A 13,548-nucleotide genomic window follows, 5' to 3' on the forward strand; every position below is an offset into this window, starting at 1 on the left:
ACGGCTCTCACAGGGTTAGTCTCCATACATATAAACGACTACAACTAAACGACTGCAGCGAATCCGTCTACAGCGAATCCGTCTACAGCGAATCCGTCTGCAATTAAGCGACAAGAGCAAGAGACATGACAAGAGAAACGAGCATTCATGTGACTAAGCGTGAATGTTCGTGGCTTTTTCACTTGCTCTTTTCACTACCACTTCCCCTCATCACTTTGGTCCGACTATACCTCAATCTCTCGTTATTATTTACAGCACTCCATCTAGTGATAAAACAATCACCAATAGTCATTGAAAATAATAAATATTTAACTTGCGCATAACCTTTCCATAAAATACTGTAAGCAAACGTTTCCGTTGTGAGTCAGATCCCAGTTATCCGCTTGTAAGCTACTGATCACGCAAATAAGAGAAACGAGATTCCCAAATACGTTGTTGAGTCATATTGTTTTGCTTTGGTGCCTGCCTATGAAAATTAAAACCTCCCTTTTTAGCCTTGCTTGTTTATCCATTGTCTCTTTATTGGTTGTCGTTTCATTTACTGAAATGGCAAACCTAAAGCTGATCAAACTTGAGAAAACCCTGATCAAGGTGAAATCGCTTGAAGTTTCGATGCTTCAACTAAATCGAACGGAACTAGAGTTTCTAATCAGTCACGACAAAGCCCTCAAGCCTGAATTCGCCAAACAGTATTCACACTTTCAACAGTTGATGAATAGCTTCTCTGTTTTACTCAAAGAGTCAGACATTGCTGTACCAGAGTTAGACAAGCTGACACGAGAAGTAAAACAATACGACAAAGATTTTTCCTTGATGGTAGACGCGATTGAACGCAACCCAACAAAGGTCAGTGAATTGAAATCAGAAATGAAAATGCTGTTTGAAGATATCATCTCGATATTTACCGGCGTTGAAGGTCGTTTAGAGCAACAGGTCGAATCGATTCAACAAACCATCACTACGTTTATTGTGAGTTCCGTAATCGCCGTCACTGGATTACTGATCGCGCTGTCCTTTGGGATCTCATCGCGTGTCGCTAAGAAGATAGCCTCGTTAAACGCAACCATGTTGCACGTATCCCAACAACGTGACTTTACCGTTAAAGCGGAAGACAGCGGTTCAGATGAAATTGCGGATATTGCCAAGTCATTTAACACCGTCTTAGAAGATATTCGTCAACTTGTTGGTCAAGTACAAGGGTCGATCCAAGAGCTCGGCAACATTTCGAACCAGTTGCAACACGACGGCATAGAAGTGGAAAGCGCTTTAAACAAGCAGCAACGACAAACAGAAAATATTGCGACCGCGATAAATCAAATGGGCAGCAATATCCAAAGTGTTGCGACCAATAGTGAAAATGCATCATCAAATGCACAGACCAGCTTCTCCACGGCGAATGATGGCCTGAACGATGTGGCCTTCACCAGAGACACAATCAATACGCTTTCAACTGACTTAGTGAGTGCGAGTGAAGAAGTGAATCGCCTTTCTGTGCACTCAGAAAAGATCAATACCGTACTAGAAGTGATCAAAGAAATTGCTGAACAAACCAACCTACTCGCTTTGAACGCCGCTATTGAAGCAGCGCGCGCTGGAGAGCAAGGTCGTGGTTTTGCGGTCGTCGCCGATGAAGTGAGAACCTTGGCTGGCAGAACACAGCTTTCAACCGAAGAGATCTCAACCATTATTCAAGGGGTTCAAGATCAAACCCAAACGGTGGTTAACACGATTCAAAATTGTTGTGAAAAAGGTAACAGCAGTGTCGACTCTTGTGAGAAGGCACATTCAAGAATCACATCGGTTATCGCAGACATGGAAACCATTCTAAATAACAGTTTAGAAGTCTCCAATGCTATGAAGGAGCAAAGTGAAGTTACGTCAGAGATCATCGAAAACGTAGATGCCATTAAACAGCTGACACTGACAAATGTAACGAGCGCTTCAAAAAACGCCGCTTCTGCAACTTCAGTAGTAGAACAGACAAACTCACTTGAACGCGCTGTCATTAACCTAAAAGCCTAGCTCTTAAGCCGCGGCTTACACGCTTATTGCGCTTCAAACGACTCTCTACTCAAATTTCAGATAAAAAAACGCTCATGTTGCCTGTATCAACATGAGCGCAAGGGTAGATCTTCGACTACCGTCTCCTACCTTTCTAAACGAAAGCAGAAGTTATAATTAGAATAGTTGGGAGCAATAATCAAAATGCTTTCGCAAGCACTTCAACGATTTCTTCTTTGTCGCTAATAAGAACAACGGGTAACCATTCGAACCCTGTTCATTCCTATCAAGTTCATATCTATATAGCAGGCTATGTCACTGCCTTGCCTACTACATTTCAAATCATCTCTGGTCGAGCTCTATAACACCTAAAACAAATGCCTAGCGGTTTAAAGTATTTTGGCTTTTAGCCATTTTCCTTTCTAACCATTGAGCCTTTAAATCATTTTTACTTATCCGCTTCGCAGCGTCAGTTCATGCAATCAACACAGCAAAGTTATGTGTTGCTACAGAAAGTTAGTAAATAATAATGTATTACAAATAAAAATGACATCTAAAGATTCAATTTTTTGCTGTAGCGCACATTAATTGATGAACAAAACCCTTAAAAACCATTATCAACAGACAAATAAAACACTAAAAATCATAAACTTACATAGGAAAACTGACTTTGTAACCCTTTGTAAATAGTGGTTTTGTCTCCACAACACGATCCAATTCACAGATCATGCACCTTCAAATCGTTAGCATATTTGTATTATTTAAATGCAAAACAAACTTGAAATGGCTAAGAAATCGTTTCAACAAAAAAATGCATTGAAGACAAGAACTACTCTATTTGGCTTGTAATTATGGCCAATACTCAACCTATAAATATGGAATTAATACCATGAATAAAACTAAAATCGTGATTGCTGTGGCATCTGTACTCGCTGCTGGCTCTGTATCTGCGGCGTCTTTCGATATGAGACACGAATACAAGAGTCATACAGATCAACACGCTACTCGTGTAAAGCTGGGCGATAGCATTGGCAACTTCCTTGTAGATATCGAAGCGAAATTCAAGGGAGAAGACGGTAAATTCATGGAAGATTTGAAGAATAACGGTTGGGAACTTGGTCTAAATTACCGTCATGTACTAAACGATAACTGGACAATGACTTACGGTATGCCAATTGAAGGTCGTGAATCTGGCATTACGTACAAACCTCAAGTTCGTGCGACATACAGCGTTGATAGCATCGACGGATTAAGCTTAAGCGCACGTTACCGTTACGATATGAGACAAAATACTAAATCTATCGCAACAGACTCTGACGGAAAACCAATTCTGGAAGACGGAAACCTTACTTATGAAAATGATAGTAACCAGCGTCGTCACCGTCTAACGGCAAACGTTAGCTACTCAATGGAAAACTGGCGCTTTGGTTTAGAAGGTAACTACTACAAAGCGGATGGATATGACATCTACGACAACGACGACACCAACTACGAGTTGAACGCAAGTATTCGCCACATGATGGGCCAATGGGCACCATATGTAGAGTTTGGTGATGTGAGCACTTCATCGACTAAAGCGACTCGTGAACTACGTAGCCGTGTTGGTCTAACTTACAGCTTCTAATCGATAGCTATATAAATAATCTAAGATAATTACTGTCCTAATTTTCTTAGACCTAAACAAAAGCCAGCTTAATCGCTGGCTTTTTTCCTTTCAAATCGATTCGTTCAAATAAGAGCCGAGTACTTAACGCTCCTAACTCTAGTGACTGATCCGATAGAGAAATGCAACGGTCACGTCATCGTTAGGCACAACTCTCTTTTGTTGAGCTAAAAACAATTCTGCAGTTGATACTGCATCAGCAAGCGCATTATGATTGTTGTATTCAGGAAGCCCGTATCTTTGGCGAGTGCCTGCAAGAGTCAAATCCACTTCTTGATGGTTGCTGATCGCTTTCTCCATACTCTTTTCGATACACAATGTGTCTAGCCAAAGCAGAGGAATCGCTCGTAAACCGTAGCAGCGAAGAAGATATTGGCTAATGAACCTCTCTTCAACCATGCACGCGTGCGCGACAATAATCTTGCCTTTCGCTGCTTCGAAGAACGTCAGCATCGCATCATGAATAGAAGCGCCCTCTTCCAACATTTGCGGCGTAATATGGTTGATCACGGCGGTTTCGGCGTTGATCTGCGAATCGTTATCCAGGTAAATATGCGTGGCGGACGCTAAGTCTATTCGCCCCTTGACCACATCGACCCAACCCATGGACAGAATCAGATCTTGTTCGCTGTCTAGACCCGTGGTCTCAAGATCCAACACGATATAGTCACTGTCTTTGGCCAAGTCCGCCATCTCTGGACACGGCTGTTCAACAAGATCGTGTAGTGCTTCAGGCAGTTTAACCGTGTTTAGGTATTGTTTTCGCTTGCGCTTGACTCGCTCAAGCGGATGAAAATAATTTAACAATGCTCTCATTAGCGCGCTCCAAAACGAATCTTCGCTGCTTCTTGAAGGTCAGCAATGATCCTAAAGGCATCTTTCAAGTGTTTACGCTCAAAGCTACCAAAGCTATCTGGGTTGATGTTGTTGTCAGGCACATCCCCGTTCTTCAGCGCTTCAAGTTGATGACCAAATCGGAAAGAGAGAATGAACTGGTAAGCACCCAGAATGTTCTTAAATGCGTCATCGCTCAGCATGCCTTTTTCATTGGCAGCAGCGAAACGTTCATCAGTGGCCGACAAGTCGCACTCTACAGCAAGGCCATAAATACGTGCTAAATCAATAATCAAGTTAATGGCGTATTTCTTCACGTTCAAGGTTTTCTTGTTCTCACCCGATTTCTCTAACACCAAGCTGTTGAAGATACCCAAAGGTGGATTGGTATTGACCGCATCTTTCACGAGCGTACTTAGGAACTCACGGTTGCCGCGAATATTCGTATGCAGCTCATCACGAAGAATGCCTTCGAACTCACTGTTGCCATAAATAGTACGGATCTCTAGGAACACACTGATGTTGAGTAGGCGTTCGTACTCCGGGTTGGCGACCCATTTTTTATAGTAGTGCTTCCAAACATTGAGTGGCTGACACCATTTTGGCGTCGCTGCCATGAATTTACCTGGGCATAACGGATAATCGCAGCTTGCCAACCCGTTGGTCACCATCATCGCTAAGTGTTTGAAGTAAATACGGTCACTGTCTGTCGCATCATCAGCCAGTACAATCGCACTGTCTTGATCCGACAGCATGTGAACTTCGTTACGCGCGTGTGAGCCAGCTACGATCCAAGAGAAATCACACGGTGGTGGGCCTAACTTATCAATCGCGATCTGAATCAATCGGCGGGTGTAGGCATCCATGATCATGGTCATTACCTTACCGACGGTTTCCGGTGCAACCTTACCTTCCACCAGCGCTTCAAAAATAGCTTGTCGCTCTGGCGTAAACGAAGACATGGTTTTCACACTGCCCGCGTATTTGATTTTCTCGATTAAGAAGATCGCTTGGACACGGTGGTTTTGAACTAAGTGAGACGTGGTGAGGAGACCAACGACCTTATTCTCTTTCACGACGGGCAAGTTACGGATATTGAATTGCATCATTATAGATGCAGCATGCAGCACTAAATCATCCGGCTTCACTGTGAGTGGAGAGTGTGTCATTACCTCTGAGATCAGGCTATCAGTGCTGACACCGTGGGCGATCACTCGCTTAGTCATGTCTCGGTCGGTGATCAAACCAACAATGGTGTCACCTTCATAGATCACCGCACACGGTGAGCGTTGATGAAGCATTTCAACCGCAACCGACTGGATGCTTTGCTCAGACTTAACAATGGCCACCTGCCCGCTTGCTACTTCCTCGACTTTACGAATGAATAGGCCTTTCTCTTTATTTGACCACACCACATCCAATGCCGACTTTAAGCGAACCTGCGCCTGTGAAGCGAAGTGTTCTGCGCAACTTGGAAAGGCTTTGAAAAGCGTTTGAAGTGCCGAGTGTGGAATCACATAAAGTAAGGTGTTCTCAATTGCGATGGCTCTGTAGCCTTTCTCGTCGTTAACTTCAGAATCTAAGAATGTAAAACCGAACAAGTCTTCGCTACCTAGACGTGCGCGAAGCACACCGTCCGATTTTCGTTGCTCCATAGAGCCAGTTCGAATGATATAGAGCGACTTTTCCTTGCCCGATTCACACAGATCAACCACATCCCCTTTGCCGAGGTAAGTTATCTGAACATTAGAGGCAAGTTCACGCAGCGCTTCTTTAGGGATCTTATCGAAAGGGTCTATCTGACCGATAAACTGAAGAATATTTGGTAATAAAGACTGAGGCATAATCACACTCGCAATAATTTGATTAGTATTATTATATAACTAACGAGACTGGTTGCTAGTGGTTTTAACAAAACAGCAAAGAATAGGTTAAATATTGGACACTGGTCAGGTTTTCATCAAATTTAGATACAAAAAAAGCACGTATTAAACGTGCTTTCCTGATGTGCCTTTTAGTTCCAATGAACTCATTCCAACAAAGATTCAAAGTAAAAATCTTTTTAAAACCATTAACTAGCGATTGGTAATCTGTGGTTCGTTTCTAGCAAGTGACTCGCTGACGCTTGACGCGCTTTATCACTGTTCCCCGCCATGATTGCTTCATAAATTTGGCGGTGTTCTTCAATGCAGGTACTTCCCTCTTCAGAAGAGTGAGAAATAAAGTTAACAAACATGGTCGTCAAAATATTACCGAACGGTAGGTAGAAGTCGTTACCCGTTGCGTTAAAAATCAGGCTATGGAACTTCATATCAATATCTAGCCAACGCTCTTTATCAAGAATCTCTTCGCTAGATATCTCCACCATTTTTTGGAAAATTTCTGATAGTTCAATTCGTTGTTCCGCAGTTGCAAATTTAGCGGCCAACGCACAAGCTTCAGGTTCGATGGCACGGCGCAAGCCTAAAAACTGATGGCAGAATTGGTCGGTGTCAGCTAAACCGTCCATCCATTCGATCAATTGTGGATCTAAGAAGTTCCAGAACGCGCGGTCAACAACACGAGTACCAATCTTAGGGCGAGATTCTAATAGGCCTTTTGAAGTAAGAAGCTTAACCGCTTCTCTTAATGCTGTTCTACTGATGCCAAATTGCTCACACAGAGCCATTTCACCAGGGATAATAGAACCTTGAGGCAAATTGCCCGACAAAATACCACGGGCGATTTCACGTGCAACTTGCACATGAAGGCTTCGCTTAGAGCCTGAAATAGAATTGAAATGACCAGCCATGTGTCTACTTACTTATTAGATATGTATTATTTAATTCGTACTATAACACTGATTTATATCTCTACCAACTCAGCATCAGAATAACGTGAGGTCACGACCAATATAGGCTTGAGCATTATTTTGATAATCTTGTAAGTATTAAGATTATCAAACCAAACAAACCCATTTATTCATACAAATAGTTCTTATTTACACATTTTTGTATGCGTGAACTCACAAAACCACTCTTACTCTCACTATTTATGTCGGTAATGATCAGTTTTTAGATGAACACTCTTGAATATGGCAAGTGTTATTGTATGATTTATTAACGTAAATAATCTACAATATAGGCGACTCTGATGTTTAACGATTTAAAAGGCAAACGCATTTTAATTACTGGCTCTACTGCTGGTATGGGCTTAGCTACTGCACGCATTTTTGCAAAGTACGGCGCAAAGATTGGCATCAATAGTCGTGCTTTCAGCCCAAAAGTCGATGACGTTCTTACCGAACTCACCGCATTGGGTGGCGATGTTGCGTTTTTTCCTGCAAACCTAATGGACACATTAGAGTGCGAAAGGTTAGTCAAAGAGTTCACCGACCATTTTGGCGGCATGGATGTGTTGATTAACAACGCAGGTGGCCTTGGTGGGCGTGCAAATCTAGAAAATATCGATGACGAGTTTTATGAGCGAGTGATGAATCTAAATGTTCGGTCCGCGCTGATGACAACTAAGTTCTCTATCCCACACTTGCGTGCATCTGCTGCTCTATCGGGGCAAACATCGTGTGTGATTAGCACGGGCTCTATTGCCGCTCGCGAAGGCGGTGGTGTGGGTGCTGGTATCTATGCCGCATCTAAAGCGTGGTTACACGACATTCACCGCAATTGGGTGAAAGAGTTCGCGCAAGACAATATCCGTTTCAACATTGTTTCACCGGGCACTATCGACACCGCATTTCACGAGGGCAAGAGCGACGATCTGAAAGCGACCATTGCTAACAATATTCCAATGGGACGCTTTGGCAATATTGATGAAGTTGCTCCTTCATTTGCTTTCTTTGCATCGCACGCTTGCAGCGGGTACATCACAGGGCAAATCCTAGATGTTAACGGCGGACAGATAACGCCCTAGCTAGCTGACTTATATAAACTCATTAAGTTATATAAAGTCGTTAAGATCGTCACACTAAATAAGGTCATCAGACCCAAGTAGATGAGGGAAAACCTCACACTATATTAGACGTATACACTGACACTAAGCGCCAGATTCGTCTGGCTTTTTTTGTTTTCAAAGTTTCAATTTCAGGTGGTTTAAATGTCAATATTTACATTGGTGGAAGATTCAAGCCGCCGAATTCATGTTCAAGTCGCGAGACAAATTGCTCGCAAAATCTTGTCTGGCGAGTTGAAAGAAAATCAGAAGTTACCTAGCGAAATGGATCTGTGCGAGATCTTTGGAGTCAGCAGAACTGCCCTTCGAGAATCCACTAAGCTGCTTTCAGCAAAAGGGTTGATTGAATCAAAGCCTAAAGTGGGCACTCGTATCAAACCAAGAACGCAATGGCACTTTTTAGATCCGCAATTACTGTATTGGATCCAAGACTTAGAAGACACTAAACCCTTCTTATCTCAATTCTTAGGCTTAAGAAAAGCGATTGACCCAGAAGCGTGTGCGCTTGCGGCATCCAACGCTACGGTAGAGCAACGCAAAGAGCTTTCGATTCTTTTCCAAAAGATGACCATCGCGGCAAACGGCTTTGATTATCAAGAGTGGACAACCAACGATCATCTGTTTCACCAAACGATTTTCTTATCGACGGGCAACCAATTTTACATTCCGTTCGCGAACATTCTGTCGACGATTTTCAAACAATTTATCGACCACTCTGCGGAAGGCGGTCGTTTCTGTTTAGAAGAGCACAAAGCCATATACGACGCGATTATGTCAGGCAATGCGAATCAGGCTCGAATAGCCTCTCAAGCTTTACTTGATGATGAAAATCAAAAGCTGTCTAGGGTTGAACTCGCCATCGCATAACCAAGATTGACCAGACTGACTCGTGTATCCCAAGACACGAGTCAGTCATGTTTTAGCTCCCATTTTTAACCATCCATTACCGTAGTGTTTCATCTTTAAATGTTGAACTCGGGTCCTCTCAGAGAAAACTTACGGTTACACACATAAGGTGTTGTTTGTGTCTACACAATCGTATGTAAGGAAAAATTTCTCTCTCGCCTGGCCCCTAGCCCTAAACGGTATATTGATGCAGTCGATGTTGATGATCGATACACTGCTGGTTTCTCCTCTTGGTGAAATACCTTTGGCTGCCATGGGAATTGCGACGACTATGGTTGCCTTTGTACTCGGTATTCAAATGGCGCTGGCAAACGGCACTCAGCTAGTATTGAGCCGCGCCGTGGGTTCTGGCATCACCGCTTCATTATCCAAAGCGTTTTGGGCAGGTCTGTTCATCAACTTAGGTATCGCGACAATATTTTGGTTTCTGCTCACCTTTTTAGAACAGCCTTTAATTCAAGCCTTAACCGACGATAAAGCCCTTTACCTAGAAATTAGCCACTACCTTGATATCTCAAAGTATCTCGTCATTTTCACAGCATTAACGCAAGTGATTATCGCCCTATTTAATGCATTAGGAAGAACCAAAATACCGTTTAAAGGGTATTTGATTGAATTGCCGATCAACGCTGTACTTTCTTATGGACTCATTCACGGCTTTTCGAACTTCGAAGGTATTGGTGTTCAAGGCGCCGCGCTAGGCAGTGTTATTGCTATCACCCTTCGCCTTGTGTATCTGGTTCTTTGCGTGTATTTGAGCTCAGCAATTTCACTCAAATTAGATGCCCAGCGATCTGAGTTCATGACAAACGTTCGTCGTCACTTTATCGAGATATTCCCTGTCGCAGCAAATGTAACCATGCTATTGATTGGCGCAACGATTTATCAGTTACTGTATTCGCAACTTAACATCAACGCGTATGTTGCGATTACTTTAGTGATGCCTTGGATCAGGGCTGTCTCTCAATTTATTACTGCTTGGGCTCACTCTTCCGCGATTACTATCAGCCAAGCGATTGGCTCTAAAAAGATGGATGACCTAGTCAAAAATGTCGATACCAGTATTGATATTGCGGTTGTCATTTCTTTTGTGTGTGCAATCTTGTTCGCAGGATTAAGTCTGGTTATTGGTGACATTTACCCGAACTTGGATGAGTCTACCTATCAAGCATTGGCCGTTATCGCCCCACTCTACATCTTCTTACCGATTGTTCGTGGCTACAACACGGTTCATGGGAATGTATTAAGAGCCCTAGGAAAAACGACCGCAGTCTTCAAAATCAACTTTACTGGTCAATGGGTAATTTCAATTCCATTGTGTGCATTGATCATCTTTGGATTAGACGGTTCTATCTTTTGGGCGTTTGCTATCCAACCATTCGAAGAGATAGTTAAAGCTTTCCCATTCCGTCACTTGGCTCGTAAGTCTCTTAAAGAGTTTAATGCCGACAAAGCCAAAGAGTTGATGTATGACTAAACTCCGTATCTAATTGCCACCAGAGCTTTACTCGAACTTTCTAAAACAACCTTGTCTTTTGACAAGGTTGTTTTGTTTTAGCTGTACTTTTCATTGGTAGGCTTCAGGTACACCCTCATTGATATCAAGGTCACATTAATACCAAGGTCATCTTAAAGCTCATATAAAACAAAAAGACCACTCAACAATCGGTTAAGTGGTCTTCGATAATATTCCTTAAGGACTGCGTCTAGTTAGCTTATTGGTTATGCTATGTACTATTTACCATTCAACTTAAGTGCTGAGAAAGTCACACTGTTGTAATCGCCATTCTTTTTATCGACAGCGAAATCGCCAGTACCGCCACAACCAGGCCCCCATACAGGGTGAGAATCGCTCACGCTACATTGGCCGTATGCGCCCGCTTTGTAATAGAAATCATCTTCAGCATAACCCGTTGGTGAGTCAAGCTCATCAATACCCTTGCTCAGGTCGATTTCATACTTAACCGTATCGTGACGCTCTGTTTCAAACGTTAGGTACATCATGGTGCCTTTCACTTCCACTTTGTAGCTAAACTCTTCACCAAGAGCAATGCCCGCTTCACCCGGCTCTGCAGGGTTTTCCCAAGTGTTACCCCACACTGGATAAGCGATATCGGCACGGTTAGGATCTTTTTTCTCTAGGTTACGTTCATAGTTCCAGAATACTGAACCCATTTCTTGATCAGGAAACTTCTTATAGAAGATCTTTAGTGGTTCATTGCCGTGACCGTAACCGGTTCCTGCTTTGATTAACTCGTTGTGTTTTTTAGCATGAATCTGACCAACCACAACAGAATGCGCTGGGTATTTTTCTGGGTACTTTGCGTTAACTGAAACGTGATTCACTTTTAGTGTCGCTTCTAGTGTACCGCCAACCGCACTGTACTCGTTTGCTGATGGATGGCTCGACAGTGCCCACTGGTTTCCTTTATCAGCCGTATCGATAGAGAAGTCAGCGCCTCGTGGCATTTGTCGTAATTCAGAACGCGCATTCTTCGAATTTTTTGTCGTAATCGCTTGGTTTTGAACTTCAAATACAAGGTTACCGTCTTTATCAAGATGGAAGAAATCACTATGTGAGTAGCTCATCATGGCTACCCCCTCTATTTCATCAACACGACCATCTTCATTAATATCTGAAGGTATGGTTATTTTCCAATTATGCATATCGAATTTATCGGCAGGTACGGGGTAAGAAACACCGTTATTTGCGAAAGTAACCATTGGTACAGTCGCTAATAACGCCACTGCTAATATGTTTTTCTTAAACATGACTCATCCTTTATTGTTAACAGATACTGAGTACACTCTCAGCACAAAAACTACTTTTGAACACGAATTAGTACTAAATATTTTCTCTTCGACTTAAATAAACCAATCAATAAATAGAATTTACATTTCGCCATCTTTTAACTTTTACCAAACATTTGACGGTGGTTTATATCTATATCCCTCAACATGCTCCGCTATGTTTAAACCACAATAACTAGAACATCGATATGAAAGTGTGGGAATACCCTTATATTTGTATTATTTTAACACATGCATGTAGCTGAGCTTACAAGGTTTGTTAATATGAGAACTGAGTCATGATTGATTTGATTAGTAAGCCATAAATTGGGATATTCATAACATTTAGCTATATAAATAGGCCATTAGTCGGAACTTTTGATAGATCTCACAGAAATCTACCCTAGGAATAAATACTATATTTGTCATACATTAATTTAATACCACGTAAGGTATTGGTTTGTGAGCCAGGGGTACATTGGATGTATCCAGAATAAAAAAATAATAGTGAGACAAAGGTATGAATTCTGTTACAAAAATTGCTGCAGCTGTTGCATGTACTCTTTTAGCGGGCACAGCTGCTGGTGCATCTCTTGATTATCGTTACGAGTATCGTGCTGCGACGGATTATACAAAGACTAATGGTGATACGGCTCACGTAGACGCTCGCCATCAGCACCGAGTTAAGCTAGGTGAAAGCTTTAAACTTTCAGACAAGTGGAAGCACTCTACTGGCCTGGAACTTAAGTTTCACACTGATGATTCATACTACGATGAAGATTCAGGTTCTGTTAAATCAGCGAACAGTAAAAGCTTCTACGATGGCAATTGGTACATCTATGGTATGGAGATTGATAACACAGCGACATACAAAATAGACAACAATTGGTATCTACAAATGGGTATGCCTATTGCCTGGGATTGGGATGAGCCTAATGCTAATGATGGCGATTGGAAGATGAAGAAGGTTACGTTCAAACCTCAGTTCCGCGTTGGTTATAAAGCAGACATGGGTTTAACGACCGCTATTCGTTACCGTCATGAATATGCTGATTTCCGCAACCACACACAATTTGGTGACAAAGATTCTGAAACTGGCGAACGTTTAGAATCAGCTCAAAAGTCTAAAGTTACACTGACGGGTTCTTACAAAATTGAATCTCTACCTAAGCTTGGCCTTTCCTACGAAGCAAACTATGTAAAATCTTTGGATAACGTACTTCTTTATAATAGTGATGACTGGGAATGGGATGCTGGCTTAAAAGTAAACTACAAGTTCGGTTCTTGGAAACCTTTTGCTGAAATCTGGTCTTCTGATATCAGTTCATCGTCTAAAGATCGTGAAGCTAAATACCGTGTTGGTATTGCTTACTCATTCTAATAATAAAATAGTCAAACTATAAAAT

General features: G+C 42.2%; 10 protein-coding genes. 6 read left to right on the forward strand and 4 right to left on the reverse strand.

The window, feature by feature from the left end; translation table 11 throughout:
• Positions 1 to 468: 468 nt before the first annotated feature.
• A complete protein-coding gene (locus tag AC3CID_RS09090) occupies positions 469 to 2,022 on the forward strand; it encodes a methyl-accepting chemotaxis protein (protein ID WP_488526428.1) in 1,554 nt (517 codons plus the stop codon).
• Between the two features lie 868 nt (positions 2,023 to 2,890).
• Positions 2,891 to 3,625, forward strand: coding sequence for an oligogalacturonate-specific porin KdgM family protein (locus AC3CID_RS09095; RefSeq protein ID WP_488526429.1), 735 nt, complete (start codon positions 2,891 to 2,893; stop codon positions 3,623 to 3,625).
• Between the two features lie 138 nt (positions 3,626 to 3,763).
• Here the strand turns inward: AC3CID_RS09095 and AC3CID_RS09100 are convergent, their stop codons facing one another.
• From AC3CID_RS09100 to AC3CID_RS09110, 3 genes are all read right to left on the reverse strand, one after another.
• Positions 3,764 to 4,480 (reverse strand): 3'-5' exonuclease, encoded by a 717-nt coding sequence (locus AC3CID_RS09100; RefSeq protein WP_473575552.1) that lies wholly within the window; start codon positions 4,478 to 4,480, stop codon positions 3,764 to 3,766.
• Positions 4,480 to 6,342, reverse strand: coding sequence for a DUF294 nucleotidyltransferase-like domain-containing protein (locus AC3CID_RS09105; protein ID WP_171313004.1), 1,863 nt, complete (start codon positions 6,340 to 6,342; stop codon positions 4,480 to 4,482). The genes AC3CID_RS09100 and AC3CID_RS09105 overlap by 1 nt, the downstream gene beginning before the upstream one ends.
• A 227-nt stretch (positions 6,343 to 6,569) precedes the next feature.
• Positions 6,570 to 7,289, reverse strand: coding sequence for a FadR/GntR family transcriptional regulator (locus AC3CID_RS09110; RefSeq protein ID WP_054547416.1), 720 nt, complete (start codon positions 7,287 to 7,289; stop codon positions 6,570 to 6,572).
• Between the two features lie 341 nt (positions 7,290 to 7,630).
• Here AC3CID_RS09110 and AC3CID_RS09115 point away from each other — a divergent pair, with 341 nt between their 5' ends.
• The 3 genes from AC3CID_RS09115 (at position 7,631) to AC3CID_RS09125 (ending at position 10,829) form a co-directional block, all read left to right on the forward strand.
• Complete coding sequence (locus tag AC3CID_RS09115) at positions 7,631 to 8,407, forward strand: SDR family NAD(P)-dependent oxidoreductase (protein WP_488526430.1); 777 nt, start codon at positions 7,631 to 7,633, stop codon at positions 8,405 to 8,407.
• Between the two features lie 183 nt (positions 8,408 to 8,590).
• Entirely contained in the window at positions 8,591 to 9,313 is a 723-nt protein-coding gene (locus AC3CID_RS09120) for a FadR/GntR family transcriptional regulator (protein ID WP_171313006.1), read from the forward strand.
• Positions 9,314 to 9,461: 148 nt separating this feature from the next.
• Complete coding sequence (locus AC3CID_RS09125) at positions 9,462 to 10,829, forward strand: MATE family efflux transporter (RefSeq protein WP_146456709.1); 1,368 nt, start codon at positions 9,462 to 9,464, stop codon at positions 10,827 to 10,829.
• A gap of 257 nt (positions 10,830 to 11,086) precedes the next feature.
• On the opposite strand, the gene AC3CID_RS09130 is transcribed toward AC3CID_RS09125, so the two are convergent.
• A complete protein-coding gene (locus AC3CID_RS09130) occupies positions 11,087 to 12,124 on the reverse strand; it encodes a polysaccharide lyase family 7 protein (protein WP_054547414.1) in 1,038 nt (345 codons plus the stop codon).
• 538 nt (positions 12,125 to 12,662) lie between these two features.
• Between AC3CID_RS09130 and AC3CID_RS09135 the strand changes: the two genes are divergently transcribed.
• Positions 12,663 to 13,523, forward strand: a complete 861-nt coding sequence (locus AC3CID_RS09135) for an oligogalacturonate-specific porin KdgM family protein (protein WP_054547413.1) — start codon at positions 12,663 to 12,665, stop codon at positions 13,521 to 13,523.
• Positions 13,524 to 13,548: the final 25 nt, after the last annotated feature.

The organism is Vibrio sp. QJM3NY_21, from assembly GCF_057785975.1.

What these genes read in the sequence shown, in the direction of transcription:
- AC3CID_RS09090 (WP_488526428.1), top strand. Translation starts at nt 469, where the DNA reads ATGAAAATTAAAACCTCCCTTTTTAGCCTTGCTTGTTTATCCATTGTC.
- AC3CID_RS09095 (WP_488526429.1), top strand. Translation starts at nt 2,891, where the DNA reads ATGAATAAAACTAAAATCGTGATTGCTGTGGCATCTGTACTCGCTGCT.
- AC3CID_RS09100 (WP_473575552.1), bottom strand. Translation starts at nt 4,480, where the DNA reads ATGAGAGCATTGTTAAATTATTTTCATCCGCTTGAGCGAGTCAAGCGC.
- AC3CID_RS09105 (WP_171313004.1), bottom strand. Translation starts at nt 6,342, where the DNA reads ATGCCTCAGTCTTTATTACCAAATATTCTTCAGTTTATCGGTCAGATA.
- AC3CID_RS09110 (WP_054547416.1), bottom strand. Translation starts at nt 7,289, where the DNA reads ATGGCTGGTCATTTCAATTCTATTTCAGGCTCTAAGCGAAGCCTTCAT.
- AC3CID_RS09115 (WP_488526430.1), top strand. Translation starts at nt 7,631, where the DNA reads ATGTTTAACGATTTAAAAGGCAAACGCATTTTAATTACTGGCTCTACT.
- AC3CID_RS09120 (WP_171313006.1), top strand. Translation starts at nt 8,591, where the DNA reads ATGTCAATATTTACATTGGTGGAAGATTCAAGCCGCCGAATTCATGTT.
- AC3CID_RS09130 (WP_054547414.1), bottom strand. Translation starts at nt 12,124, where the DNA reads ATGTTTAAGAAAAACATATTAGCAGTGGCGTTATTAGCGACTGTACCA.
- AC3CID_RS09135 (WP_054547413.1), top strand. Translation starts at nt 12,663, where the DNA reads ATGAATTCTGTTACAAAAATTGCTGCAGCTGTTGCATGTACTCTTTTA.